Genomic DNA, 25,044 nt, shown 5'->3' with positions numbered 1-25,044 from the left:
CACCTACCCAAGCCACGGCTTGGCAATGCGCTCGTAAGTGCCATCGTGGCGGGTGAGATTCAGCCATTGGTTCACGTAATGCTGAAAGGCGGTATCGCCCAAGGGTAGTAGGTACGCCTTTTGGCTGAAGGTGAACGGCTTTTGGGGATTCACCGCGCAGAGCTCGGGGTTCTTCTTGGCCTGCCACTGGGCCTCGGCGCTGTCCGTGATCATCAGGTCGGCGCGGCCTGCCGCGATTTCGTGGTGAATCGTATTGTTGTCCGGGTGGACGATGACGTTGGCACTCGCCAGATGGGCACGGACGAATTGCTCGTTCGTGCCGCCCGGATTGACGATGACCTTCACCTCGGGGCGGTTGATCTGCTCGATCGTGTGAAAACGCGATTCGTTTTCGCACCGCGTGATGGGCACTTTGCCGTCATCGAGGTAGGCGTCGCTGAAGAATGCCAATTTCGACCGCTCCAAGGTGATCGAGATACCGCCGACGGCGATATCGCACTTGGAGGTGAAGTCCTGCACGAGGTTCTTCCAGGTCGTATGCACCATGGTCCGGCGCACGCCGAGGCGGCGCGCGAGATCGTCGGCCATGTCCACGTCGATGCCGCTCCAGGTCGAGGTGCCCGCCTCGTAGAACGTGAAGGGGCGGTAGTCCCCGGTGCTGCACACGCGAAGCTCGCCGCGGTTGGCGATTTCTTGCAGGCGGCCCGTCGTGGCACCGGTCGAAGGAGGACTTGCGGCGTCGTGATTGCCTTCACACGCGGGGAGCACGGACGAGACACCTACGAATGCGACCATGAAGAAGAAGCGAGAGGGCACCATGCAGATGGGGCGGCATCATAGCGCATCGTCGCGCATGACGTGGGCCGCCGGGTCGAGCAAATAGCCATCGTCGCGGGTGACGAGAATGGGCTCCAGCCCGAGTTTGCGCAGCCGTCGGATCCCCGTGTAGACGCGCAGCATGCCCGCCTCGTAGCGAACGCGCTCGCCGGGCCAACCCGCCTCGAGCAGTTCCACCGCAGAAATCGCGTGTCCTTTGTCCGACGCATGCAAGGTGGTCAGGGCATCGAGGATGCGCCGGACGGGACCATGCCGCGTCAAATCGGTGCGCGTTCCATCGGGCGTCACCAGCCATCGCGCTTCGGGGCCCACGCGCCATTGCGGCGTGGGATCGGCCGCTTCCCGCTTCGGCCCTTTCGCCGACCCCTTCACATCGAGGAGGGAGAGAGGCTGCGTCGAAAAACGTGCAGCGTGCGCGACCGTGTCGCACAAGGCCGCGGGCACGTGCGCCTCCTCGGCGTAGCGCCGCGCCGTTTCCAGTGCCGCGCGCGCGTCCTCATCGTGGCCCGCGGCCGACGCGTGCTCCGCCACGCGAAGCAGATCGAGCGCCGCACGCCACGCGCGACCCGCCGTGTGGTGCGCCTCCGCCGAGGCCCGCAGATCGTCGATGGTCGGCGGCGCGCTCTCCGCTTCCAGATTGAGACCCACGAGGCTGGCCATCTCGACGACCTTGAGGCGCCGGATCGTCTCCCCCGACGTCACGTGCAACGCGTGCGCCGCCGCGAGGAACACGTGCGCCCGATCGATCTCGCCGCTCAGCGCGCGCGCAATGCCCTGCGCCGCCAGCGCGTCGGCCTCACCGCGCGCGTCGCCCGCCGCGTGGTGCTGCTCGAACGCGCGCCCGAGCGCCTCTTCGGCCTCGTCGATGCGCCCGAGCGCAAGGCGCGCCCAACCGAGACTGCGCAGCACCTCGGCCTCGAGCGCCGTTTCCTGGGCGAGCCCGAGTGCCTCCCCCAGCGTCTTTTCGGCCAAATCCGCGTGCCCGAGCTCCAGCGCGATGCGGGCCCCGAGCACGCGTGCCCGCACGCGCAGCGCCGCATCGCCCGACGCATCCGCCGCGCGCCGCGTGAGCGTGATGCACGGGTTGTGAAGGTCGATCGCGTTTCGGAAAAACGCGAGATCGGCGAGCGACACACCGATGCGCGCGGCAATCTCCGGCGTGCGTGTGACCTCGCGATCGAAGATGGCCAGCAAATTGGGCAAGTCCGCCTCGAGCTCATCGAGCGCCTGCACCCCGCCGGCGCCGTACGTGCGCGCCGCCATCTGCTCGGCGCGCCCGAGGTAAAACAGGGCATGCCGCCGCTCGATCTCCGCCTGCGCCGGCAGCGACGCGAGCTTCGAGCGCGCGAACGCACGCAGCGTCTCCAACATGGACAGCCGCGCCGGCCCGCGCACATCGAGGCGCGTGGCCAACGATTTGCGCAGCAGCGCCGAGGCCACGTCGATGGGATCGCCCTCGAGCTCCGGCCCGACCACCGCCTCGAACGCCTCCAAGGTGAGCGGCCCCGTAAAAGCACCGAGGCACGCGAAGGCTTGCCGCTCGTCCGGCGCCGAAAGCTCCCAGGACCACTCCAACGTACCGGCCAGGGTCAAATGCCGTTCGCGCAAATCGCGCCGGTCCGATTTCAAAATACGAAAGCGCTCCTCGAGGCGGACGAGCAGCTCCTTCGGGCTCATCACGCGAACGCGGCTCGCCGCCAATTCGATGGCCAGCGGAATCCCGTCGAGCCGCTCGACCAGCGGGCGAATGTCCTCGCCCTCGGTCTGCCCCGCGCGCGCTTCGAACATGGCCACCGCGGCATCGAGCGGCAGCGGCTCCAGTGCGGTGACGTGCTCCTGCGCGATGCCCAGCGGCTCGCGCGTGGTGACCAAGAGCCGAATCTCCGGCAGCGCCTCCCGGCATGCGCGGGCGAACGATGCCGCCTGCTCGAGGACGGCATCGGCATCGTCCAGCACGATGAGCATAGGATCGTGGTTGCGCAGCGCATCGACCAACCTGGTGAGCGAGTCGTCCTCCTCCGACTGCGCCGTGCGACCCAGCTTGATCCCGAGGGCGCGCGCGATGGAACGCGTCACATCGCGGCTGGCCGAAAGGCCCACCGTGCGCGTGGGCCAGGTTTCGCGCAGGCGAAAGGCGACTTCCTCCGCGAGGCGCGATTTCCCGATGCCGCCGGGCCCCACCAAGGTGACCAGGCGCAGCCCGCGATCGAAGCAAGACGCGACATCGTCGCACACGGTGTCGCGCCCGAACATCGGCTCGCGGGGGACCTCTTTCGATGCATGCGGCGTGCGTGTCATTTTCTCGAGGGCGAGCTTATCTCGTCCACGAGCGAGAGATAATCCCCGATGAACCGCCCCGCGTCCTTCATGCGCTCGGGATCGGTCCAGTAGCGCAAGCTCTTGTCGATGGCTTTGGCGTATTCCGTCGTCGGGCCGGTCCCTTGCAGTTTGGACCGCAATTTGACCAGAAATCGCAGCATGAGCATGTTCTCGTTGAACGGTTTGCGCCGCCGCTGAAAGACGCCCACCGCATCGGGATCCCGGGTGTGCGTGTAAAACCCGCCTTGGTTCGGGTCGTACAATTCGGCCAAGGCAAAGTCGGCCACACGCTTGGCCGCCGCCAACGTCGCCGCGTCGGGCTCCACGTCGTGCAGTCGCGCCAGTGCATATCCATACGCGGCATGGTCTGCGAGGTGGAGCAGGCGAGGGGGCTCCGTTTCGATGCCGTGCGTGATACCTCCGCGCGGCGCGGTGTGGGTGGCGGCCACACGCGCGCTCGCGCGCTTCGCAATGGCGAGCGCGGACGCGTCCCGCGTGGCCTCGTACAAGGTGACGTAGGCGGCAATGGCGAGGCCGCCATCCTCCGCGTACTCGTTGGGATCGACGCGCGGGACGCCCAAGGCGCGCCGTTCGCGGTCGCCCAATCGATAATAGTCGTGGCCGTCCATGAAGCGTTTTTCACGGTCGTGGGCATTCAAATCTGCATCTTGTGTCCCGTGAAACCCGCCCTCGGGGCTGATCATGAAGGCGCGCAAATACCGATCGATGTCGCGTGCAGCTCGCAGCCATCGCTCGTCGTGGGTGAGCGTGTAGGCCGCCGCGTAGTCGGCGAGCGCCCCGGCGTTGAATTCCATCAATTTTTCGAAGTGGGGATGAACCCAATCGGGTGCGACGGAATATTGATAAATGCCGCCCCACACCGGGTCGATGATGTTTCTTTGTTTCTCCAGCACAGTGAGCGCATGCTCGCGCAATCGCGTATCGCCGCGAGTGGCGCGCTTCAATGCAAATTCGGTATTCTCGTGAATGGGAACCTTGGGTTCGACGCCCCAGCCGCCCTCCTTGGGGTCCCAATATTCTTCCAATTCGACCTCGGCCCAATGTGCGGCCCAGGCCAATGTTTCCGCAGCGAGCGGTGTATCCGGCGTAGGCCGCTCCGCCGCCGCCTCGACCCGTGCTGCATTCGGACCTGCCGCCACCACGGCGGCGAGCAAATCTGCGAATTCACCTGGCGCCATGTACCCGCGGTATTTTCCCAATTCGTCGCCGTCGGGCGAAAAGATGACCGTGGCGGGCCATCCCCACGCGCGGTACCGTTCCTCGATATCGGGCCGCGCATCGACATCGACTTTTGCCGCGATGAAATGGCGCTGAAGCACGGAGGCCACTTTGGCATCGTGGTACGTGGTCGACTCCATGACATGGCACCAGTGGCACCACTCTGCGGAGCCATCGAGCACGATGAATTTGCGCTCCCGTTTCGCCCGCTCGAAGGTGCGCGCGTCGAAGGGCGCCCAATCGAGTGGCTCCTTGGGCGAGGCGTCCGGTCCGCGGCTCGGCTCCGAGCGATGCGTCATTCGAGGAGGCTGCGTGGGATGCGCGCAACCGGAGAGCCCAAGTACACAGCCGAGAATCGATGCCTGCCAGGTGCGCCTGAGTCGACGTGTCATCTTCCGAGTCATGTACGAACGTGCACCCCAATCGGTTCCGTCTTAACATCCGTTGCCATGGCGACGAAAGATCCCCCTCGCGTTTCTCCGCACCTCATCGTCCGCGGCGCCGCGCGCGCCATCGAATTTTACGTCGAGGCCCTCGGGGCCAAAGAGATTGCGCGCTTCGCCGATCCGAAGTTGAACGGCCACATCGTGCACGCCGAGCTTGCGATCGGCGAGACCAAATTCAGCCTCTCCGAAGAGGCACGCGATTGGAAAAACGACGCGCCTCCCTCCTTGGGCGGCTCCCCCGTCATGCTCACGTTGGAGGTCGCAGACGCCCTCGCCGTCGGCGAACGCATGGTCCGCGCCGGCGCCACCGTCGTCTTTCCCATCGAAGATCAATTCTACGGCGAACGCCAAGGCCGCTTGGTCGATCCCTTCGGCCACCGCTGGATCATCACCCAACACATCGAAGACCTCTCCAACGAAGAAATCCAACGCCGCGTCGAGGCCTACGTTCCGAAGTGAAAATTCATGTAAGGTGCGCGTATCATGTACGACCTTTATATTGCGAATAAGAATTATTCCTCATGGTCGTTGCGGCCGTGGGTGCTTTTGAGTGAACTCGGAATTCCGTTTCGGGAGCATTTGGTGGCCTTCGAGGAAGGCTCCAGTTGGGAGCGGTTTCGGAAGTTTTCGCCGACGGGGAAGGTGCCTTGTTTGATCGACGAGGGCACCGTCGTGTGGGAATCGCTCAGCATTGCGGAGTACCTGGCGGAGCGGCACGAGGGGGTTTGGCCCAAAGATGGAAAAGCACGCGCATGGGCGCGCTCCGCCGCGTCGGAGATGCATGCCGGCTTCACCGCCCTGCGCGGTGGCTGTCCCATGAACATTGGCATTCGCGTGCAGCTTCGCGAGATTGGCGCGGAGCTTCGCCGCGATCTCGATCGCCTCAGCGAGCTTTGGAACGAAGGGCTCTCGCGGTTTGGCGGTCCGTTCCTCGCCGGGAAGAGCTTTACCGCGGTGGACGCCTTTTTCGCGCCGGTCGCCTTTCGCATCCAGACCTACGGCCTCGCGCTGGACGAGGCATCGCTGGCGTATGCGACGCGGTTGCGCGAGCTTCCGTCGGTGCGCCGCTGGTACGAGGCCGGGCTCGCGGAGACGTGGCGGCCCAAGGACCACGAGGACGGCGTGGGCAGCAACGGCGTCTTGGTCGAGGACCTGCGCGCGAAAGCCTGACGGCTACAGCAAGGATCGGATGGCGCGCGCGAGGCGGAGCAGGGTCTCGGGCGCGCATCCCTCGGCTTTGTTGTCCAGGAATACGAACGACGGCACCCCGTGCTGGTGCGCCTTGACGACGATGCGTGCAATCGCGTCGCGGTTGTCGCGGTCTTCCGCCACGATGCGGTTGAAGGGGGCATAGCGTGCCCGCGCCTCTTCGTATTTGTCGCCCTCGCGCAGAAGCCATCGAATCACCAGAGGCCTGCGCGCACCCGGCGGAGCGAGTTTGACCTGCGTCAGCACCGACGGCATCGATGTCCACTGATTGTGGCAATGCACGGCGCCCGTATCTTCGAGTGCAGCGAAATAGGCCTTGGTGAGCAATTCGGCATTTCGAACTTCCACGGCATACGGCACGCCCTTTGGAAGGCGCCGCAGAAAGTCGTGCAGCTGGCCGGCAAAGGCGCGCGGATCGCCGACGTCCTGCGGCGGAAACTGAAACAAGAGCCCGCCCATCTTGGCGCCGAGCCCCTCGGCGAAAGGGCCCACCACCGCGTCGGACGCGTACGCCGCGTCCAGGAAACGCGGATTGTGCGCACCGCGCTTTTTGCCATACCGCGGATGCTGCGGGAATTGCAGCACCGTGCACTCCTCGTGGGCCTTGGCGAACAGGCGAAACCCATCGGGCACTTGGTCGGCGTACTCACGGTATGCGGCTGCGGGAATCGGGTCGTAATAGCTTCGATCGAGCTCCACGATGCGATGCAGCGGGTTCTTGCTGTACGCCGTCAGGCCTCGCGCCCCCAAAAGCTTCTCCGGCGTGCCCTTCGCGTAGACCACACCGATCCACCCTGGGAAAGACCACGTCATGCAGCCGAGGGCAATGCCATCGGGTAGCTCGGCGGCGAGGCGTACGTGCTCTTCGCTGGGGGGAACGGGATCCAGCGCGGGAGGCGGCAGATCGAACAGCACGTTTTGCATTGGCGCCATCCTATGCGAAAACCACAGCTCATGACCGCTTGGAGCGGATGGATCTCCGTCGTTCTCATCGTCCTAGCCGCCACGTTGCCGCTCGGACAGCGACTGCGCGCCGGAAAGCGGGCCGCGCCCGATTCGCCGCTCATTCGTACGCACGTCGTGTTCGGGCTGCTCGTGGTGGGCGTCGCCTTCGTGCACACCTTGGCCATCGTGCAAATGCTCGGCTCGCCCGCGGCCGTCGGCGGCGGCATGACCGCGCTGCTTCCCGGCGGCATCGCCTTCTTCCTGCTCATGGCCCACGCGGGCCTCGGCCTTCAACTGCGCAACCTTCGCTTGCGCGATCGCGCCAAAAAGCGCAGGCAACACCTGGCCACCGCCACGGCCATCGTCCTTGCGGTGGCCGTCCATGTCATCGCGCTCGCCCGCCACTGATTTTCCCCGGCGCGCAGTGAGTGTGCCACCATGCGAGCATGCCGCGCCTGCACCTGGTCGATGCTACGTACGAATTGTTCCGCGCATGGTTTGCCGTGCCCTCCACGCGTGCGCCGGATGGGCGAGAAGTCGGGGCCACACGCGGCGTGCTCGGCACGTTGCAAAAGCTCGTGCAGACCGAAGGCGCCACCCACGTGGCGTGCGCCACGGACCACGTCGTCCGCTCGTTTCGCAATGGCCTCTACGACGGCTACAAAACGGAAATCGGCGTTCCCCAGGATCTTTTGAGCCAATTCCATCTCGTGGAGGAGGGCATTCGCGCCCTCGGTCTCGTGGTGTGGCCCATGGTCGAATTCGAGGCCGATGACGCACTCGCCGCCGGCGCGGACCGCTTCGCGGGCGAGGTCGAGCAGGTGCTCATCGCCACGCCCGACAAGGACCTCGCGCAGTGCGTGCGCGGTGATCACGTCATCATGCTCGACCGCCGGCGCAATACCACGATGAACGAAGAAGGCGTCCGCGCGAAGTTCGGCGTGCCGCCCGCGTCGATTGCCGACTGGCTGGCCCTCGTGGGGGACTCGGCCGATGGGTACCCCGGGCTACCCGGCTGGGGGGAAAAATCGGCCGCACGCGTGCTCTGCGTCTTCGGATCCATCGAGGCCATCCCCGAGCGCACCAAGGACTGGCCGGCGGACCTGACGCGGGCCGTCCGCGGTGCCGATCGATTGGCCGCCACCTTGGTCGAGCGCAAAACCGAGGCGCTGCTCTACAAGACGCTGGCGACCTTGCGCGTGGATGTGCCCCTCACCGAGACGCTCGACGGCCTCGAGTACAAGGGCACGCCGCCCATCTTCCGCGAATTTTGCGCATCCATTGGGGCGAGCGGCCTCGTCGATCGCGTCGCACGCTGGACGTGATTCACTATGATGAGGCGATGCTGACCATCACGACTTGGAACGTCAACGGCATTCGCGCCCGAGAGCCGGACGTTCTCACGTGGATCGACCGCCACCGGCCCGACGTGCTCTGCCTGCAAGAGGTGAAGGCGTCGCCCGACCAGGTGCCCGCGGCGCTTTCCAACCTCGAGCAATATTGGTGCTACTGGCACGGTCACAAAGGTTATTCCGGTGTGGCGCTGCACCTGGCGCGTTCCACCTTTCCGACGCGCCCCGTGTTCGCGCACCCGGAGTTCGATCACGAGACGCGCATCGTGACGGCCACCGCGGGCAATCTGGTGTTCGCCTCGGTGTACGTGCCCAACGGCGGCAAGGACTTCCCCGCGAAGACGCGCTTTCTGAATGCCATGGCCGACTTCGTGCGCCAGGTGCACGCCGAAGGCAAATCGCTGATCCTCGTGGGCGATCTCAATGTGGCGCGAGAGGAGCGCGACGTGCACCCCACCTTGCGCCGGCCGCAGCAAATCGGGCAAACGCCGAACGAGCGCTCGCAGCTCGAACACATCATCGGCGAGGGTTTGGTCGATCTCTCGCGGCAGTTTCATCCGGACACCGACCAGCTCTTCACCTGGTGGGCGCCGTGGCGCAACATGCGCGCGCGCAACATCGGGTGGCGTTTGGATTACGTCCTTTGCAGCGCGGCATTGGCCCAGCGCGCCTCGAGCTGCGAGGCCTTTCCCGAGTTCGGTGCGAGCGATCACTGCCCGGTGCACGCGGTGTTCGACATGCCGGCGCCCGACGTGTCGCCCGAGCCGCCCTCCGAACAGCCGCCACCTTCTCCCGCGACCGAGGCCGCGAAAGAGGGGCAGTTGAAGCTGTTTTAGGCGCTCATTCCGCCGTCGACGACGAGGGTCTGACCCGTCATGTAGGAGGATGCGTCGGACGCGAGAAAGAGAGCGGGAGCCGCCAATTCCTCTGGCGCGGCCCACCGGCGCATCGGGATCGACGCCACGATGCGCTGGTTGACATCGTCGCTTTCGCGCAGGGGCCGTGTGAGATCGGTCGCCGTCCAACCGGGGCATAGCGCATTGACGCGGACCCCGGCGGCGGCCCAATCGACGGCGGCGATTCGGGTCATCGAGATGACGGCGGCTTTCGCGGCGCCGTAAGAAGCCGACGATCGGGAGCCGCGCAGACCGCCGACGCTGGCAACGTTGATGATGCTTCCCCGTCGCTGCTCGACCATGTGCGCACCCGCGGCTCGCATCAGCACGAACATGGATGTCGCATTCCAGGCGAGGGTGTGATTCCAATTTTCGAGCGAGACCTCGAGCACGGAGACGGGGCTCGATGTGTACGAGCCTCCCGCATTGTTCACGAGGATGTCGAGCCCGCCCAGTTTGGCAATGGCCTCGGCCACGAGCCGTTCGGTGGCCTCGGGATCGGCGACGTTGGCCGCGAGCATCGGCGCGGTGCGTTTCATGCCGGCGATCTCGGTGGCGACACCGTTCAAGGCTTCCGTCGTTCGAGCATGCACGGCGACATCGGCGCCGTGCTTGGCCAAGGCTACGGCAATGGCTCGTCCGATTCCTCGCGATGCACCGGTTACGAGCGCGCGCTTCCCTATCAAGTCGAACACGTGGGTCTCTCCATGGTGAGAGTCTATTTGAGACTGCGGCTTTTCACGCGTTGAAAGTGCCTGCGCGCGACGCCGGACGCGGCCGCTGCGCGCAGGACGTTGCCACCGTGTTCGGCCAGCGTTCGCTCCACGTAGCGACGCTCGAAGGCCTCGAGCACACGTTGTCGCGCGGCGCCGAACGGCAGATTCTGCGCGAGGATCTGCTCGAGCACCCCGTGGATGGGGCCCTCCTGGGACGACTCGAGCGACTCGAGCAGCTCGGGCGCGCTCGTCGGTGGAGGGGCCAGCTCGCCCAAGGCCAAACGGCGCACGACGGCATTGCGCAGCTCGCGCACGTTCCCGGGCCATGGGTAGTCACTCCATTGCCGGAGCAACGTTTCCGAAAGCTCCGCGGGCGCGCCGCCGGAGGCCGCCCAGATGGCCCGCGCGAGGTGCGGAATGTCGCCCCGGCGGCGGCGCAACGGCGGAAGCTCGATGCGCGCGACGGCGAGGCGATGGAACAAATCATCCCGAAAGCGCCCGGCCTGCACCTCGTGATCGAGATTGCGCCGCGTGGCCGATAGGACGCGGACATCGAACTTCATCGAGCGGTCACCGCCCACGCGCCGGACTTCCGAGCGCTCCAGGGCGCGCAAGAGCTTTGGCTGAAGTGTGATATCCAATTCGCCAATCTCGTCGATGAGCAACGTGCCACCATCGGCCTGCTCGAAAACGCCGCGCCGGGCGCTGACCGCGCCGGTAAAAGCACCTCGCTCATGCCCGAAAAGCTCGGATTCCACGAGATTCGCCGGCACCGCCGTGCAATCGAAGACCACGAACGGGGCGGTCGCGCGCGGCCCCTCCTCGTGGATCGATTCGGCGAGCAGTTCCTTGCCCGTCCCCGTTTCGCCCTCGATGAGCACGGGAATGTTCGACCGTGCGAGGCGCGCGCAAAGCGGATAAAGCCGCCGCATCTCCAGACTTCCGCCCAGCACCCGGCCGAACGCGTCCATCTTGGGCGGCGGGGTGGCCGGCTCCAACCGGCGCTCGATCCGAAGCCGCGTCGAGCCAATGCGCACCACCTCTCCGCCGGACAGCTCCGCCTCGATGATCTTCACCTTCTCCAAGTACGTGCCATTCGTCGAACCGAGATCGCGCACGTGCAGCATGGTGCCGCGCGGTTCGAGTGCAATGTGGCGCCGGGAGACCTCGCGATCGGTCAGCTTGAGCGCGCATGCAGGGCCCTGCCCGACCAAGAGGCACGAAGGCTGCGATCCATCCAAGGTGATGGCCACCCCGGCATCGGGGCCATCCACCACGGTGACGACGAAGATGCATTCGCCCGCATCGGCATCGTGCTGTTGCATCACAGTCCGCTCGAAATCGATGGCGTGCGACACGCACATCACGATAACCGATTCGAGCCAGGCCCGTATATCCGATCTTCGATGCGACCCATTCGTCGCATGGACCTGTTTGTCGCACCGGATTTTGCGAAGGTGAAACGTTCTTTTGGCAAAATCGTACTTCGGTATAGGGCTTGCCATGGGCGCGCGGCACGAACCATGGAGGCCATCATGCGAAACCGTCATAGTATCGTATTCGCCGGCATCATCCTCGCCATCGGCTACGCGGGATGCAGCAGCAACGACACGGGCACTCCGCCGCCCGCACGAAGCTCGTCCCCGATCATCGGCGGCACCGCCGACGAAGGCGATCCGGCGGTGGTGATGCTCGTCTCGTATCCTGCCGACGAATCCACGTATTACACCTGCACGGCGGAGGTGATTTCCCCCACCGTGCTCCTCACCGCGGCGCATTGCGTCGATACGCCGAACCATACCGGCCATACCTTCGGCGTGTTTCTCGAGCCGGATGCGACACCGTACAAGTCCAGCGTCAAGACGCTCAAGCCGCATCTCAAGGCCGTGCGCGAGGTGCACGCGCACCCGCAGTACGATCCCAATGGTGCGGGTTACCCGGCCGATGTGGGCGTGGCCATTCTCTCCGAGCCGGTATCCATCACGCCGTTGCCCATCAACCGAACGGCGCTCGATTCCAGCATCGTGGGCAAGTCGTCGCGGATCATTGGATATGGTCAGACGGTTTCAGGTACCTTCAATGTGAAGAAGTATCAGGCCACGACGAGTGTCAACAAGCTGGAGAACGATGGGCACACGGTGGTCGTGGGGGACAGTACGCGGCGCACGTGCCTCGGCGATTCGGGCGGGCCTGCGCTGGTGACTTTGAATGGCGTGGAAACCATCATTGGCACCAATTCGTACACGAACACCAGCGGCTGCACCGAGCCTTCGCATTTTCAGCGCGTCGATGTGTACAAGTCCTTCATCGATTCGTACCTGAATTCAGGCGATGCCGGCGCGCCCACCGATGCCGGAACGGATTCCGGGACGGACGCGGGGACCGATTCGGGGACGCCCCCCGACGCGGGTGGTGGGGAGCCTTGTCCGACGCCGGAACGTGAGCCCAACAACCGATCCACGCAGGCGAATCCGATCGGCCAATGCCTGCGGGGCTCACTCAGCCCGGCCGGCGACGTCGACCTCGAGAGCTTTTCGCTCTCCGGGAGCCTCGAATATGACGTCAACCTCGAGGCGAGCGGCGATGCGCAGCTTTCCCTTTTCAAATATTGGAACGGCGGCTGGTACTACGTCGAGAACACCACACCGACGCGCGTGCACCACGTGTCCGACGGCGGAGGAAGGTACCTCGTACGCGTCACCTCCCCGAGCTATACGACGCAGAGCTACACGAGCACGTTGACGGTCGGATCGCCGTAAAACATCCCATGAAAGAGAGCTAAACCCTTCGGGCGCCTCGCCCTTCTCCGAAAAGTGGACCTTTGGTACGATCGCGCTTCGCGATTCGGGGGTCCGCATTGACCATTTACGGTGGACACGAAGGCATCGAGCACGTGGGTCGTGTCCTCGGTGGGCGATGGTTGCTCGATCGGCTGCTTCGCGAGGGCGGCATGGGGGCGGTCTACCGCGCCCGCGATCTCGAAACCGGTGCCGACGTGGCGGTCAAACTCGTGCTCGGGCTCGACCCCCACGTCGCCTCGCGGTTTGCACGCGAAGTGCGCGCACTTGCACAGCTTCGGCACCCGCGCATCGTGCGCTATGTAGGGCACGGCGTTGCGGACCTGCCGTACCTCGTCATGGAGTGGCTCCAGGGCGAGGATCTCTCGGCACGCCTGGCGCGCGGTCGGCTCGATCCGAAGAGCACCGTCGCCCTTGGGCGGGCCGTGGCCGGTGCACTCGCGGCCGCGCACCGCGAGGGGCTCGTGCACCGCGATATCAAGCCGGCGAACATCTTCCTGGTCGATCGCGAACCTGCGCGCGCAAAGCTCCTCGACTTCGGCTTGGTGAGTGCAGGCCATGGCGTGTGCTCGAGCATCTCGCGCGGGTTACTCCTCGGTACGCCCGCGTACATGTCGCCCGAGCAAGCACGCGGCGCGCAATCCTCGTCGCTCGACGCGTCATCGGACGTCTTTTCGCTCGGCGTCGTTTTGTACAAATGCCTGACGGGGCGCGCGCCCTTCACCGGCGACAACGTTCACGCGCTGGCGCTCAAGATCGCGCTCGAGGAGCCTCCGCGCGTTGGGGATCTCCGTGCCGGTGTGCCGGCGGAGCTCGACGAGCTGATTGCGCAGATGCTCGCGAAAGAGCCCGCGGCGCGTCCACGCGATGGGGCCGAGTTGCTCGCCCGCCTCGATGGGATCCGCTTGGTCCGGAGCGAGCCGCCGGCATGGCTTTCCGCGGAACAGCGACTCGTGTCCTTGGTGCTCCTCGGGCCCCGCGCGGAGGAGATACCGCGGGTGGCCGACCTCGTGCGCGCGCACGGCGCAGAGCCGCGCTCGCTCGGCGCTCATGCGGGTGCGCGCTTCGCCGCGCTCTTGGAAATTCGAGGCAGTGCGACCGATCACGCTGCGCGGGCGGCCCAGATGGCCATGGGACTGCGCCGCGCGCTTCCGCATGCACCCCTCGCCGTCGTCACGGGGCGGGCCGTTCTCGCTGGGCCGAATCCCAGCGGTGAAGCCATCGAGCGCGCCGAGCACTTGTTGTCGCGCGAAGGCGACGCCGGCGCCATCGTGCTGGACGACGTGACCGCCGGCTTGCTCGAAGGCCTCTTCGTCATCGCACGCGGTGCAAGCGGGGCACGCCTCGGCGAGGTGCGCACGCCCACGGCTCCCGGGCGCACCCTGCTCGGAAAGCGGAGCCCCTTCGTGGGGCGCGACCGCGAAATGCAGATCCTCGAGGGCGCGCTGGCCGAGTCCATCGCCGAATCGGTGGCGCGTGTCGTCCTTGTGACGGCGCCATCGGGAATGGGCAAGAGCCGCCTCCGCCGCGAATTCGCGTCGAAGCTCGGTGCTTCCCGCGCGGCGCATCTATGGCTCGCGGTCGGGGCACCCCTCTCGGCGCGCTCGCCCTTTGGCTTTTTGCGCGACTTGGTTCGCTGCGCGGCCGGCCTGCGCGATGGCGCGCCCGATATCGAGCGCCGGGCCGAACTCGGCGTGCGCATCTCCGCAATCATCGGCGGCCAGGCTGCGCAGACACGGGTTCACGAGTTTCTCTGCGAATTGCTCGGCATCGGCGATCCGGCCGCATCGAGCGCCGCACTCGTGGCCGCGCGGCGCGATCCCGCGCTGATGCACGACCAGATCCGCCGCGCATGGATCGATTGGACGAGCGCCGCGTGCGCCGCGCACCCGCTCTTGATCGTGCTCGAAGATCTGCACTGGGGTGACGCCCCGAGCCTCCACGCCATCGAGATGGCCTTGCGCACGTTGCACGATGCGCCGCTCACCGTCGTGGCGTTCGCGCGACCCGAAATCGAGGAAGCCTTTCCCTCTCTGTTTCGCGAGCGCGGCGTCCTCGAGATGCGCCTCGATGCGCTGCCACGCCGCGCGAGCGAGCGCTTCGTGCGTGCGCTTCTCGGTGAATCGGTTCCAGCGCCGCAGCTCGCGGCGATGGTCGAACGCGCCGGCGGCAACGCGTTCTACTTGGAAGAACTGATTCGCGCTGCCGCGGAAGGTTCCTCCGAGCTGCCCGCGACGGTCTTGGCCATGGTGCAAGCGCGCCTCGAGGCGATGGAGCCCGGCGCCCGCCGCGTGCTTCGCGCGGCCAGCACCTTCGGGCGCGTCTTCTGGCTGGGCGGCGTCCGCGCGCTTCTCCAAGGGCAGGAGGATGCGGCCTTCTGGCTCGCGGAGCTCGCGCGTCGCGAGGTCGTCGTGCCGTGCCCAGAATCGCGTTTCGTCGGCGACGCGGAATACGCATTTCGTCACGAGACCATCCGCGAGGCGGCGTACGCCATGCTCACCGACGACGATCGGCCGCACGCCCATCGCCACGCCGGTGCATGGCTCGTCGCCGCCGGCGAAGACGACGACATGGTGCTCGCGGAGCATTTCGAGCGCGGCGACGACACCGAGGCCGCGCGAACGCGGTACGCCCGCGCTGCCGAGCGTGCCCTGTTTGCCAACGACTTGCGCGGTGCGCTCGAGTTGACCCGCAAGGCGGAGGCGTGTGGTGCGGCCGGCGAATCGCTGGGCGCATTGCGCCTCGTTCAAGCCGAAGCCCACGAGTGGCTCGGCGATACCGTGACCGCCGAGGCCTGCTCCAGCGAAGCGATGCTTCTCCTGCCGCGTCACTCCGACGCGTGGTACCGCGCGGCGGCATCCCTCGCGGTGTCGATGCGGGCCACGCAAAATTGGAATCGCACCCTGCAGCTGCGCGCCGAGCTTCTTTCGCCGGGGCCAGCCCGCGCGCCGGCCCTGGTGGCGTTCCTCTCCGTGGCCCGGGCGCTGTTTTACGGCAATCGCTACGACGAAGCTGCCCAGGTCGTTCGGGGTGTTCGCGAGGCGGCGGAGTCCATCGGTCGCAGCGATCCATACCTGCTCGCGCATCTCCGGCACGAGCAATCGGACATGGCGTACCTCCAGGGCGAGCTCGATGTCTCGCTTCGCTTGGTGGAAGATGCCGCGGAGCTCTACGCCAGCATCGGCGATCGGCGGCGCGTGCTGCGTGCGCGCGGCGCGGCCATCGGGCTCTTTTATCGGCTCCTCGGAGCCTACGAGGAATCGGTGCGCATCCTGCGCGCGTGCATCGACGAGGCCGAGCGGCTCGCGCTCCCTGCAATGGCCGCGCATGCGCGACTCAACTTGGGCCCGGCGCTGGCCATTCTCGGCGAGGGGGCCGAGGCCGTCGCGTGCGAGCGCGAAGCCATCGGCGGTATGCGCAACAACCCGCGCCTGCATGCGACGGCCCACGCGTACATGGCGCTGGCGCTGGAGTCGGGCGGCTACCTCGCAGGCGCCGAACGCTATGCGCGCGCCGCCCTGGAGCAGATCGGCGACAAGAATCCGCAGAGCCGCTCCGCCTTTGCGGGCATCCTCGCCGGCATTCTTTTGGCGCGCGGTCGCCCGCGCGATGCGCTTCTTTGCGCGCGCGAAGGGATGCACCTTCTCGCCTCCCTCGGCGGTGTGGAAGTCGGCGAGATCCGCCTTCGCCTCGTCCACGCCGAAGCCCTGCGCGCGACCGGCGAGCGCGACGCCGCACGCGAGGCCATCCTTCGAGCTCGCGCGCGCCTACTCGCCCTCGCCGGCAAGTTGACCGATGGTGCCCTCCGCGCGTCCTTCCTCGATCGCGTCCCAGAGAACGCGCGCCTCCTCCGCATGGAGCTTTAGAGCTCGTACGTCAATTCGGACCTCAAGAAGGATGTGAATTTTCTTCTGACGTTCGAGACTCACTCGGATTCGTCGATGGGCACGGAGAGTCCGACTTTGACGCGGCTGGTGACGACGTTGGTGGTGAAACGGCGCACGTTGCCGTTTTCGTAGAGCGCGCGGCGCGTGAAGGTCTCGAAGTCGGTCATGTCGTGCGCGAGGAGGATCAGCACGAAGTCCGTCGTCCCCGTCACGCGGTAGCACTGTTGGACGTGCGACTCCGAGCGCATGGTGCGTTCGAAGTCGTCCAGATCCGTGAGGCGCTCGCGATCCAGTTCGACGGACACGACGAAGGTCATCGCCTGCCCGAGCTTGAACGGATCGACCACCGCGATCTCTTTTTGAATGACGCCCTCTTCGCGCAGCCGCTTGATGCGCCGCTGCACGGCGGCGATGGATAAACCCACGTCGGGTGCCATCGCCTCGGCGGTGATCCGTGCGTCCTCTTGCAGCCGCGCGAGGATGCCGCGGTCGATACGGTCGAGAACGTCATATCGATCTTTGCGCATATTCCGCATTGTATGGCATACATGCGCGGTTTCGCCGCGTCATTGCGCCTTACAACGCGGTAATTCCGCCCTGCGGAGCGCTATATTGCAACGCATGCCGACGTCGAGCCCTTGGCGCCTGGACCTTCACTTGAATCGACGCCCTCCTCTTGCACAAGACGCGCTGTCGTTTGGTGCGCAGCATGTCGGCCCCGCGCGGGCGCTGCTGTCCGAGTTCATGGACTACGCGCCCACGCCGCTGCGCCATCTCCCGTGGATGGAGCGCGAGCTCGGCGTCGAAGCGGTCCTGCTCAAGGACGAATCGGCGCGCATGGGTCTGGGCAGCTTCAAGGCGCTGGGCGGGGCGCATGCGGTGCTTTGCCATGTGCGCCGTCATGGAACGTCGACCACCGTCGCGTGCGCGAGCGCCGGCAATCACGGGCTCTCCGTTGCCGCCGGCGCGCGTGCCGCGGGCGTGCGAAGCGTGGTGTGCCTGAGCGAGTCCGTTCCCCAAAGCTTCGAGGCGCGGCTGCACGCCCTGGGGGCCGAAACACTGCGCGGCGGGCGAGACTACGAGGCGAGTCTGCGCCTACTGGAGGCTCGCGCCAAGCAGCGCGGATGGACGATCATCTCCGACACCGTGCCGCTTCACGCGGCCGGTGAAGATGCCACACCCGTCCGCGAGGTGATGCAGGGCTACACGGTTTTGTGCGACGAGGCCGCGGCGGATTGCGAGCGCCAAGGCGGACCGGCGACGCACGTCTTCGTGCAGGCGGGGGTCGGCGGACTTGCGGCGGTCTGCGCCTCGTACCTTCGCGAACGCTGGGGCGACGTGGTCTTCGTGGTCGTCGAGCCCATGTCGGCCGCTTGCCTCCTGGAGAGCGCCCGCCGAGGAGCGCCCGCGCAAATCCCCGGCGGCCGCACCATCCTCGGCCGCCTCGATTGCCGCGAGCCCTCGGTGCTTGCCTTTCGCGTCCTCTCGCCGCTGGCGCACGCGTTCGCCGCCATCACCGATGCAGGCGCGGAGGAAGCGGCCCGCGCCATCGCACGCGACGGCATCGCGCAATCGCCGTGCGGCGCAGCGGGGGCCGCCGGCCTTCTCGCCGCCTGCCACGACGCCGGGACGCGCTCGGTGTTGGGCATCGATTCCCGTGCACGCATCCTCCTCATTGGCACCGAAGCTCCCGTACCATCATGAATCTCGGCCACCTTGCGGCGATATGCCGTTATCCCATCAAAGGATTTCACCCCCAGAAGCTCGCGAGCGTCGATTTCTCGGCGGGCTCCGGCATCCCGCACGATCGGCGATTCGCCGTCGCCAATGGCCAAGTGCGCCTCGCATTGGAAGGCGGCAACGTGCCGGCGTGGGTTCCCTGCCAGGCCTTCGTTCGCCTCACGCAGAATACCGATTTGCCATCCTTCGTAGTCGACTTCGACGAGGACGGCCTCGCACTTTCCATTCGCTCGCCCCGCGGTGAGGTCATCCAGGTGAACTTGGCCGAGCCGCAAAGCGTGGCCGCGTGCAATCTGACCCTGGCCAGCTGGTTTCCGGCCGGCCCGCAAGGCTCGCCCGGGCTCGTGGAGGCGAGGGGTTTCGGCCTGTGGGATCACCGGGACGCGGCGGTTTCGATCATCAACTTGGAGACCGTCCGCGAACTCTCGCGCGCCGCCGGCGCCGAGCTCGATCCATTGCGCTTTCGCGGCAACGTGTACCTCGACGGGCTCGCCGCGTGGGGTGAGCTCGCGCTGGTGGGGCGGCGCATTCGCATCGGCGACGCCGAGCTGGAGGTGATTCGTCCCATCGATCGATGCAAGGCCACGTCGGTCAATCCGAGCACCGCCGCCGTCGACGTGCACGTCCCCCTGGTTCTTGCGCGGACCTTCGGACACGTCTTTTGCGGCGTCTACGCCCGCATCGTGCGCCCGGGCCGCGCCGCCGTCGGGGATGGCTGCCGCGCGGTGGGCATCGCCTCGGACAGCACGCGCTTCGGCGGCGCCGTCGATACCGCGCCGCCATCGCACGAATGGGCCCGCGCCGCCACCGTTGAACGCCGCAAGCAGGAAAGCCCGCAGGTCACGAGTTTCTGGCTGCGCGATCCGCTCGCGCACCTGCGCGGCACGTGGCAACCGGGGAAACACGTGCGCATCCACGCCTCGCCCGCGCTGTCTGCGGACGCAGGGCCCGTGTGGCGTTGCTACACGGTGTCGGACGTCACCGACGATGGCCTTTTGCGCATCAGCGTCAAACGCGAGCCCGACGGCCGGCTGTCGTCGCACTTGCACGAAGCGGTGCGCGAAGGCGATGAACTCGTCCTCTCGGGTCCCTTCGGCGAGTTCACCCTGACGCCCGACGCGCGCACGCCGCCCCTGGTCTTCGTGAGCGCGGGCATCGGCATCACGCCCATCGCCGCCATGCTGCGCGGTTTGCCGCGTGACTATCCCGCGCCGATCCACATCGTGCACGGGGCTCGAAACGAGGACGAACTCGCGCTTTGGTCCGAGGTGAAGGCCCTCGCATCCGCGTTTCCTTCGGCGAACACCGCGCTTTATCTGAGTCGCGCCCGCGAGGAGGTGTGCGCCCGCCTCGGCGCCCGCCCCGGTCGCATCGATTTCGCACACCTTCGAGGAAGCCTGCCCCTCGAAGGCGCCGGCATTTACCTTTGCGGCCCCGACGCCTTCTTGCACGATGCCAAATCCGCCTGGCCCTATCCCCTTCGTTACGAGGCGTTCATCTCCCCGCGCCGTGCCGCACCCGTGTGCGCGAAGCCTCCTGCCCCGGGCCCATTTCGTGTTCGCTTTGCGCGCAGTCGGGTCGAAGCCACCTGGCGCGAGGGCGACACCTTGCTCGAATTGGCCGAGCGCGCCGGCCTGGCCCTTGCGTCCAGTTGCCGGAGCGGCGTTTGCCAGAGTTGCCGCCATCGTGTGACCGAGGGCTCGGTCGCGCACCTCGTGGATCTTCTCGAGGCGCCCGCCCCCGAAACCGCGTTGCTCTGCTGCTCCGTCCCCACGAGCGATGTGTGCATCGAGGGTTGACTCCGTGCGTCAGCGTCGCATCGGTTGCAGCTTGCCATAGGTGAGGCAGCGCCACACCCATTCGAACGGTCCGAATCGGAACCAGCGGAGCCAATACGTGCTCAAAATGCACTGGCCGATGTACACGGCCACGCCGAGCACCGACGCCGAGGCCACCCCGAGTTTCGTGAGCAGGCCAAATGCATATCCATAAAAGAGCGTCGTGAACAAAAAGGAATGAGATAGATAATTCGTAAATGCCATTTGCCCCAGCGGGGCAATGCGCAGCAAGGCCGCGCGGGTCATGGGACGGTGCAGCAATAGAAGGAGAAGCGCCCCGTAACCCAAGGTAAATACACGTAAAATCGCGCTGGTCGCCGCGCGGAAAATCTCGCCCTGGGGACGGGGAGTCCAGGCCATGCCCGCCGGGGTCAGGCGAAAAATGGCATATCCCGCCCCCACGACAATCCCAATCAGTGCCACCCAGAGGAGCGGGCGCCGGTAACGCTCGACGTGACGGAGGATGCCCGCACGCCAAATGCACGCACCAATGAGGAAATTGCTCACCTCCGTGGGGACCTCCAACAAAGAAAATCGAGATTCGAAATACCAAACTTCGCTTGCCCGGAATTTCAGAACATCGAGGTAACTTCCCGATCCATAGATGGCGAGGGCATCGCGATAATGCTCGGCCGAGGCGCCGCCCGAGGGCGGAACGATGGTGGGCCAAAGCCAAAGAATGAAGGCGCGCCCCGCGAGCAGCGCCACGGCGGTGGCCAGCAGGATGGCCGGGCGCCTCCGGATCAAGGGAAGGGCGATGAGCCCCGAGACGGCATACGACGTGAGTACGTCTCCGTTCCACAGGAGCATCATGTGCGCGAGGCCGAATGCGAGGAGCACGAGCAGGCGGCGCCCGAGCAACGGTGTGGGGGCCGCCCCGCGGGCCTGGGCGCGCTCGTAGAAGATGCACATGCCCGCGCCGAACAGCAGCGAGAACATGGTCATCGCCTTGCCTTGAAGAACGACGGCCAGCACGTTCTGGGTCGCTCGATTGATCCACGAGGGATCGGGCGGGAGCGGAAAACGCAGCGGGTAGGGGACGCGGAAGCCGTCCACCAGGTTCATCATGAGCACGCCGAAGAGCGCCGCGCCGCGGAGCACGTCGACGTCGTGGATGCGCGAGGCGGCGTCGACCGGTACTGCGCGCGAAGCATCGACGTCACGCTCTTGGGCCTCGGGCGATGCGACTTCCAGCATGGGGCAACCTCCCATTGTCGCTTGCCGTTACAAGGATTGCGATAGATTTCCCAACGAGAAATATCCACCGGGTGGTAACCGGACTTGCCGGCGCGCCCGCGTTTTTCCGCGGGTTTCGTGCGGTTGGACCTGCCCGCACGACGCGCCGAAGGCAATGCCGGTCTCCACCATGAAGCCGCGTGCGAGCGTCCACCCATCGCGCACGGCCTCTCGGGTTCGCCGGCGCGTATGGACGTCGACGCGCAGCTCGCGGACTCGTCATCATCCAACTCGCGCGATCGCGCGATCGATGGATCGGGTCGCACGCGTCGACGTCGCGATCACGTTGTTCGGTGTGCTGCGGTCCTGCGCACGTCTCCTCGGCGTTCGGGTGTCGTCGCGGCGTCTCGCGGTTGCCGGCTTATGCGATGTCGCAGTCCAAAAGGACCCGGGGCACACGTTCCGCTTCGGCGCGCGCAGACCTCGAGCGCAAGAGCGCCCGAGCTGGTGAGTATCATTAATGAGTCGCGCCCGTAGCGTCTTGCGACGACGCCTTGCGTACGAAATCGACGCGCCCCAAGCGCCCCTCGCGCCGTCAAAATGAAGAATCGTTGCACTCCGCGACCTGCGTGTTGCGTGAAGAGACACAGGCAAAACATCGCGCGATCACGAACGAGCCCGATACGAGACGGATGCGAAACAGCCGAGTGACCGCTGCGTTTCGCATAGGGCGACTCGTACTCTCGTGCGAGTCGTCCGCGGTACATCGGAAGAAGTTAATTGGATTATCCAACGGATGAAGTGAATTCCGGAAACAATTGATTCGATGTTAACAAGATAATTTCCTTGCACGTTCCAAGCGTTCGACGTAACACCTCGAGTTCCGAGGCGTGGGGACAGGGCTTGCATCGCGATTGCGGGGCGCGCAATCGTGATTGCTATTACGCGGGGACGGGGTATGGCAGCGGCCGTCGTGACAACCGAGGAAGAGCTGCGGCGTATCAGTACGGGTACCACGCTGCATGCTCGTGGTTTGGGACCAGTACCTCGACGTGATGTCGAGATGATGACGAAGCGAGTGTTCCCTCCGCTGCGCGCGTTGTTGCGAACGGGATATCTCTCGCTCAGCGTCGAGGGCGTCGAGCACGTGCCTCGAAGCGGTCCCGCCATCTACGTTGGAAATCACGCTGGCTGGTTCACGATGGACACGTTCCTTGGTGCCATCGCCCTGGCGGACAACGTTGGACTCGATCGGCTCCCTTGGGGCGCGGTTCAGGATGAACTGCTGCATGTGCCCAAAATTGGCCGGTTCTTCGAGGCGTTTGGGGGATTCCCCGCATCGTGGCTCAGAACGCCGGAGTTGATTCCGCGTGAGATGGAAGTCTTCTCGGTTTACCCGGAAGGCACCGAGGGGAATTGCAAATCGTTCCTCCACGCGTACCGCATGCGCGAGTGGCGCACGGGCTTTCTGCGCATCGCCCTCGCGCGGGGCGCACCCATCATTCCCGTCGCCATCGTCGGCGGCGAAGAGTGCTTGCCCGTTGCGTGGACGCTACGCTTCGTCAAACCGATCCTCGGTACGATTCTGCCGCTGCCCTTCACGGTGCTGCCGTTGCCGGCTCGATGGAAATTCATTTTCCACGAGCCCATAAAGCTGAGCGCCAGCGATCTCGGTGATGAACGTGAGCCCGTCGAAATAAGGAAACAACGTGCTCACCGTATGGCCACGAAAATAAGAGACCGTGTTCAACGTACACTCGACGAACGAACATCGAGCCACACGTTGGCACGGATTTCGAAGTTCATGATGAAGCTGCCGAAGCTGCCGGCATCGAGAATGGCTCCCGCTTTCGTTTCGGGGTTGGGGCCTTCGAATGGCTCTGTTTAGTTAATTAGTTTCGAAATCGATTTTTAAGAAACGATTCCGAAACGGAAAAGATACAACGTTGTTTTGGTGTGCTCGGAGGGGTCATGCAACGGCACGGTGTGCACACGAATGGATTGTCGACGATGGGAACGTGGTCGCCGAAGGATGCGGCTCCCGCGTTCGAAGCGCAGGATCTTCTCCGCGCGATTCCGCAGGTCCGCGAACCCGCGTACGTGATTCGCGAAGCATCGAGCGGTCGCATCGGCGTCGGCACCGGCGGCGAGGCGAACGGTGCACGCGACGGGGGTGGTTACGCATTGCTCGCGAGCTTGCCTCCGCTCTACCCGGAGTGGCTCGGCGATCGATCGTTCTGCGAGGCACACCGCACGCGATTTCCATATATCGCCGGCGAAATGGCCAATGGTATCGCCACCACGGCGCTGGTGATCGCCATGGCCAAGAGCGGCATGCTCGGCTTCTTCGGCGCGGCAGGTCTCGGTCTTCCTCATGTGGAGAAGGCGCTGGACGAGCTCGAACGAACACTGGGCAGTGCTGCGCCATGGGGGATCAACCTCATTCACTCACCGAGCGAACCCTCGCTCGAGGAGCGCGCGGCGGACCTTTTGGTTCGTAAGGGTGTCGCACGGGTGTGCGCTTCGGCCTTCATGGGATTGACCCCGGCGGTCGTGCATTATGCCTCGAGCGGTCTCCATGTTGGTCCTGACGGACGTATCCGGAGACGGACTCACCTTTTTGCAAAGATCTCGCGGCCGGAAGTGGCCACCCGTTTCATGTCCCCCGCGCCGGCCGATATGCTTGCGGCGTTGGTCGAGCGCGGAAAGCTCACGCGCGAGGAGGCGGAGCTCGCGCAGCGTGTTCCCGTGGCCGAGGACATCACCGTGGAGTCGGACTCCGGTGGGCATACGGACAATCGTCCGCTCGGCGCGCTCTTTCCCTCCATTGCGGCCTTGCGCACGGACCTCACCGAGCGCCATGGATACACGCGCCCGATGCGGGTGGGCGCTGCCGGTGGTCTCGGCACGCCCACTGCAATCGCCGCGGCCTTCTCCTTGGGGGCCGATTATGTGCTCACCGGATCGATCAACCAGGCCGCGCTCGAATCGGGATTGTCCGTGGCCGGAAAGCAGATGCTCGCCCAGGCCGACCTAGCGGACGTCATCATGGCGCCCGCAGCCGACATGTTCGAGCTCGGGGTGAAAGTTCAAGTGTTGCGCCGTGGGACGATGTTTGCCACCCGGGCGGCCCGTCTCTACGACGCTTACGTCACCTATCCATCGCTCGAGGCCATTCCCAACGATGCGCGCAAGCGCCTCGAGAAGGAAGTGCTCAATGCGTCGCTGGATACCATCTGGTCGGAGACCCGCCAATTCTGGCTTCGCCGCGACGCCGGCGAGGTCGAGCGCGCCGAGCGCGATCCCAAACACCGCATGGCACTCGTCTTCCGCTGGTACCTCGGCAAGTCCAGCCGATGGGCCATCGAAGGCGATCCGGCCCGGCGCGCGGATTACCAGATCTGGTGCGGCCCAGCGATGGGCGCATTCAATACTTGGGTTCGCGGGTCGTTTCTGGCCAATCCCGAGAATCGCTCGGCCGCGCAGATTGCGCTGAACCTGCTGGAAGGCGCCGCCGTCATCAGCCGCGCGCAGCAGCTTCGCGCATCGGGTGTGCCCGTTCCCGCTGCTGCATTCCACTTTCGTCCTCGCCCGCTTTCCTGAGCGAAGACCCTCCTCCCCACTCGGCTCCAACTCGGCTTCGTGC

The 25,044-nt window shown here is 65.7% G+C and carries 19 protein-coding genes; 11 read left to right on the top strand and 8 right to left on the bottom strand.

The features are described 5' to 3' along the window. Positions 1 to 3: 3 nt before the first annotated feature. From LZC95_44950 to LZC95_44940, 3 genes are read right to left on the bottom strand one after another with little or no spacing between them, the layout of a single operon-like run. Positions 4 to 819 (bottom strand): transporter substrate-binding domain-containing protein, encoded by an 816-nt coding sequence (locus LZC95_44950; GenBank protein WXA93590.1) that lies wholly within the window; start codon positions 817 to 819, stop codon positions 4 to 6. Between the two features lie 15 nt (positions 820 to 834). Further along, entirely contained in the window at positions 835 to 3,135 is a 2,301-nt protein-coding gene (locus LZC95_44945) for an NB-ARC domain-containing protein (protein WXA93589.1), read from the bottom strand. Further along, positions 3,132 to 4,787 (bottom strand): DUF255 domain-containing protein, encoded by a 1,656-nt coding sequence (locus LZC95_44940; protein ID WXA93588.1) that lies wholly within the window; start codon positions 4,785 to 4,787, stop codon positions 3,132 to 3,134. Before LZC95_44940 ends, LZC95_44945 begins: the two co-directional genes overlap by 4 nt. A 57-nt stretch (positions 4,788 to 4,844) precedes the next feature. Between LZC95_44940 and LZC95_44935 the strand changes: the two genes are divergently transcribed. Together LZC95_44935 and LZC95_44930 are read left to right on the top strand one after the other, a co-directional pair. Continuing rightward, positions 4,845 to 5,300 carry a VOC family protein gene (locus LZC95_44935; GenBank protein ID WXA93587.1) on the top strand — a complete coding sequence of 152 codons (456 nt, stop codon included), beginning with the start codon at positions 4,845 to 4,847 and terminating at the stop codon, positions 5,298 to 5,300. A gap of 24 nt (positions 5,301 to 5,324) precedes the next feature. Then, the gene (locus tag LZC95_44930) at positions 5,325 to 6,011 is read left to right on the top strand and encodes a glutathione S-transferase family protein (GenBank protein WXA93586.1); all 687 of its coding nucleotides are present in this window, start codon (positions 5,325 to 5,327) and stop codon (positions 6,009 to 6,011) included. Between the two features lie 3 nt (positions 6,012 to 6,014). On the opposite strand, the gene LZC95_44925 is transcribed toward LZC95_44930, so the two are convergent. Continuing rightward, positions 6,015 to 6,974 (bottom strand): DUF72 domain-containing protein, encoded by a 960-nt coding sequence (locus tag LZC95_44925; GenBank protein ID WXA93585.1) that lies wholly within the window; start codon positions 6,972 to 6,974, stop codon positions 6,015 to 6,017. Positions 6,975 to 7,004: 30 nt separating this feature from the next. On the opposite strand from LZC95_44925, the gene LZC95_44920 reads away from it, so the two are divergent. Genes LZC95_44920 through LZC95_44910 form a run of 3 tightly spaced genes read left to right on the top strand, consistent with a single transcriptional unit; the run spans position 7,005 to position 9,183 of the window. After that, positions 7,005 to 7,403 carry a hypothetical protein gene (locus LZC95_44920; GenBank protein WXA93584.1) on the top strand — a complete coding sequence of 133 codons (399 nt, stop codon included), beginning with the start codon at positions 7,005 to 7,007 and terminating at the stop codon, positions 7,401 to 7,403. 38 nt (positions 7,404 to 7,441) lie between these two features. After that, positions 7,442 to 8,320, top strand: coding sequence for a flap endonuclease (locus tag LZC95_44915; protein ID WXA93583.1), 879 nt, complete (start codon positions 7,442 to 7,444; stop codon positions 8,318 to 8,320). A 17-nt stretch (positions 8,321 to 8,337) separates the two neighbouring features. Then, on the top strand, positions 8,338 to 9,183 hold the full coding sequence (locus LZC95_44910; GenBank protein ID WXA93582.1) for an exodeoxyribonuclease III: 846 nt from the start codon (positions 8,338 to 8,340) through the stop codon (positions 9,181 to 9,183). Here LZC95_44910 and LZC95_44905 read toward each other — a convergent pair. Continuing rightward, positions 9,180 to 9,938, bottom strand: coding sequence for a glucose 1-dehydrogenase (locus tag LZC95_44905; protein WXA93581.1), 759 nt, complete (start codon positions 9,936 to 9,938; stop codon positions 9,180 to 9,182). The genes LZC95_44910 and LZC95_44905 overlap by 4 nt on opposite strands. 23 nt (positions 9,939 to 9,961) lie before the next feature. Continuing rightward, the gene (locus LZC95_44900; protein ID WXA93580.1) at positions 9,962 to 11,284 is read right to left on the bottom strand and encodes a sigma 54-interacting transcriptional regulator; all 1,323 of its coding nucleotides are present in this window, start codon (positions 11,282 to 11,284) and stop codon (positions 9,962 to 9,964) included. A gap of 210 nt (positions 11,285 to 11,494) precedes the next feature. Here LZC95_44900 and LZC95_44895 point away from each other — a divergent pair, with 210 nt between their 5' ends. Together LZC95_44895 and LZC95_44890 are read left to right on the top strand one after the other, a co-directional pair. Then, positions 11,495 to 12,718 carry a trypsin-like serine protease gene (locus LZC95_44895; GenBank protein WXA93579.1) on the top strand — a complete coding sequence of 408 codons (1,224 nt, stop codon included), beginning with the start codon at positions 11,495 to 11,497 and terminating at the stop codon, positions 12,716 to 12,718. Positions 12,719 to 12,816: 98 nt separating this feature from the next. After that, a complete protein-coding gene (locus LZC95_44890; protein ID WXA93578.1) occupies positions 12,817 to 16,623 on the top strand; it encodes a protein kinase in 3,807 nt (1,268 codons plus the stop codon). Positions 16,624 to 16,682: 59 nt separating this feature from the next. On the opposite strand, the gene LZC95_44885 is transcribed toward LZC95_44890, so the two are convergent. After that, a complete protein-coding gene (locus tag LZC95_44885; protein ID WXA93577.1) occupies positions 16,683 to 17,171 on the bottom strand; it encodes an Lrp/AsnC family transcriptional regulator in 489 nt (162 codons plus the stop codon). Positions 17,172 to 17,265: 94 nt separating this feature from the next. Here LZC95_44885 and LZC95_44880 point away from each other — a divergent pair, with 94 nt between their 5' ends. Beyond that, on the top strand, positions 17,266 to 18,348 hold the full coding sequence (locus LZC95_44880; protein WXA93576.1) for a pyridoxal-phosphate dependent enzyme: 1,083 nt from the start codon (positions 17,266 to 17,268) through the stop codon (positions 18,346 to 18,348). Further along, positions 18,345 to 20,183: an MOSC domain-containing protein gene (locus LZC95_44875; protein ID WXA93575.1), complete on the top strand. Its 1,839-nt coding sequence runs from the start codon at positions 18,345 to 18,347 to the stop codon at positions 20,181 to 20,183. The genes LZC95_44880 and LZC95_44875 overlap by 4 nt, the downstream gene beginning before the upstream one ends. Before the next feature lie 9 nt (positions 20,184 to 20,192). On the opposite strand, the gene LZC95_44870 is transcribed toward LZC95_44875, so the two are convergent. Continuing rightward, a complete protein-coding gene (locus LZC95_44870; protein ID WXA93574.1) occupies positions 20,193 to 21,419 on the bottom strand; it encodes a DUF418 domain-containing protein in 1,227 nt (408 codons plus the stop codon). 1,042 nt (positions 21,420 to 22,461) lie between these two features. Between LZC95_44870 and LZC95_44865 the strand changes: the two genes are divergently transcribed. Further along, entirely contained in the window at positions 22,462 to 23,286 is an 825-nt protein-coding gene (locus LZC95_44865; protein WXA93573.1) for a 1-acyl-sn-glycerol-3-phosphate acyltransferase, read from the top strand. Positions 23,287 to 23,369: 83 nt separating this feature from the next. Continuing rightward, entirely contained in the window at positions 23,370 to 25,001 is a 1,632-nt protein-coding gene (locus LZC95_44860) for a PfaD family polyunsaturated fatty acid/polyketide biosynthesis protein (GenBank protein WXA93572.1), read from the top strand. The last annotated feature ends 43 nt before the right edge of the window (positions 25,002 to 25,044 follow it).

Source organism: Sorangiineae bacterium MSr12523, assembly GCA_037157775.1.
Classification (GTDB): Bacteria; Myxococcota_A; Polyangia; order Polyangiales; family Polyangiaceae; genus Pendulispora; species Pendulispora brunnea.
Note: the sequence above shows the minus strand (reverse complement) of the source record. Positions and strands in the feature narration are given on the sequence as shown.

Excerpts from the sequence above, each read along its gene's own strand:
- LZC95_44875 (WXA93575.1), top strand. The coding sequence starts at position 18,345 with ATGAATCTCGGCCACCTTGCGGCGATATGCCGTTATCCCATCAAAGGA.
- LZC95_44860 (WXA93572.1), top strand. The coding sequence starts at position 23,370 with ATGCAACGGCACGGTGTGCACACGAATGGATTGTCGACGATGGGAACG.
- LZC95_44880 (WXA93576.1), top strand. The coding sequence starts at position 17,266 with ATGCCGACGTCGAGCCCTTGGCGCCTGGACCTTCACTTGAATCGACGC.
- LZC95_44945 (WXA93589.1), bottom strand. The coding sequence starts at position 3,135 with ATGACACGCACGCCGCATGCATCGAAAGAGGTCCCCCGCGAGCCGATG.
- LZC95_44865 (WXA93573.1), top strand. The coding sequence starts at position 22,462 with ATGATGACGAAGCGAGTGTTCCCTCCGCTGCGCGCGTTGTTGCGAACG.
- LZC95_44950 (WXA93590.1), bottom strand. The coding sequence starts at position 819 with ATGGTGCCCTCTCGCTTCTTCTTCATGGTCGCATTCGTAGGTGTCTCG.
- LZC95_44910 (WXA93582.1), top strand. The coding sequence starts at position 8,338 with ATGCTGACCATCACGACTTGGAACGTCAACGGCATTCGCGCCCGAGAG.
- LZC95_44920 (WXA93584.1), top strand. The coding sequence starts at position 7,005 with ATGACCGCTTGGAGCGGATGGATCTCCGTCGTTCTCATCGTCCTAGCC.
- LZC95_44895 (WXA93579.1), top strand. The coding sequence starts at position 11,495 with ATGCGAAACCGTCATAGTATCGTATTCGCCGGCATCATCCTCGCCATC.
- LZC95_44885 (WXA93577.1), bottom strand. The coding sequence starts at position 17,171 with ATGCGCAAAGATCGATATGACGTTCTCGACCGTATCGACCGCGGCATC.
- LZC95_44935 (WXA93587.1), top strand. The coding sequence starts at position 4,845 with ATGGCGACGAAAGATCCCCCTCGCGTTTCTCCGCACCTCATCGTCCGC.
- LZC95_44900 (WXA93580.1), bottom strand. The coding sequence starts at position 11,284 with ATGCAACAGCACGATGCCGATGCGGGCGAATGCATCTTCGTCGTCACC.
- LZC95_44915 (WXA93583.1), top strand. The coding sequence starts at position 7,442 with ATGCCGCGCCTGCACCTGGTCGATGCTACGTACGAATTGTTCCGCGCA.
- LZC95_44930 (WXA93586.1), top strand. The coding sequence starts at position 5,325 with ATGTACGACCTTTATATTGCGAATAAGAATTATTCCTCATGGTCGTTG.
- LZC95_44925 (WXA93585.1), bottom strand. The coding sequence starts at position 6,974 with ATGCAAAACGTGCTGTTCGATCTGCCGCCTCCCGCGCTGGATCCCGTT.
- LZC95_44870 (WXA93574.1), bottom strand. The coding sequence starts at position 21,419 with ATGCTGGAAGTCGCATCGCCCGAGGCCCAAGAGCGTGACGTCGATGCT.
- LZC95_44940 (WXA93588.1), bottom strand. The coding sequence starts at position 4,787 with ATGACACGTCGACTCAGGCGCACCTGGCAGGCATCGATTCTCGGCTGT.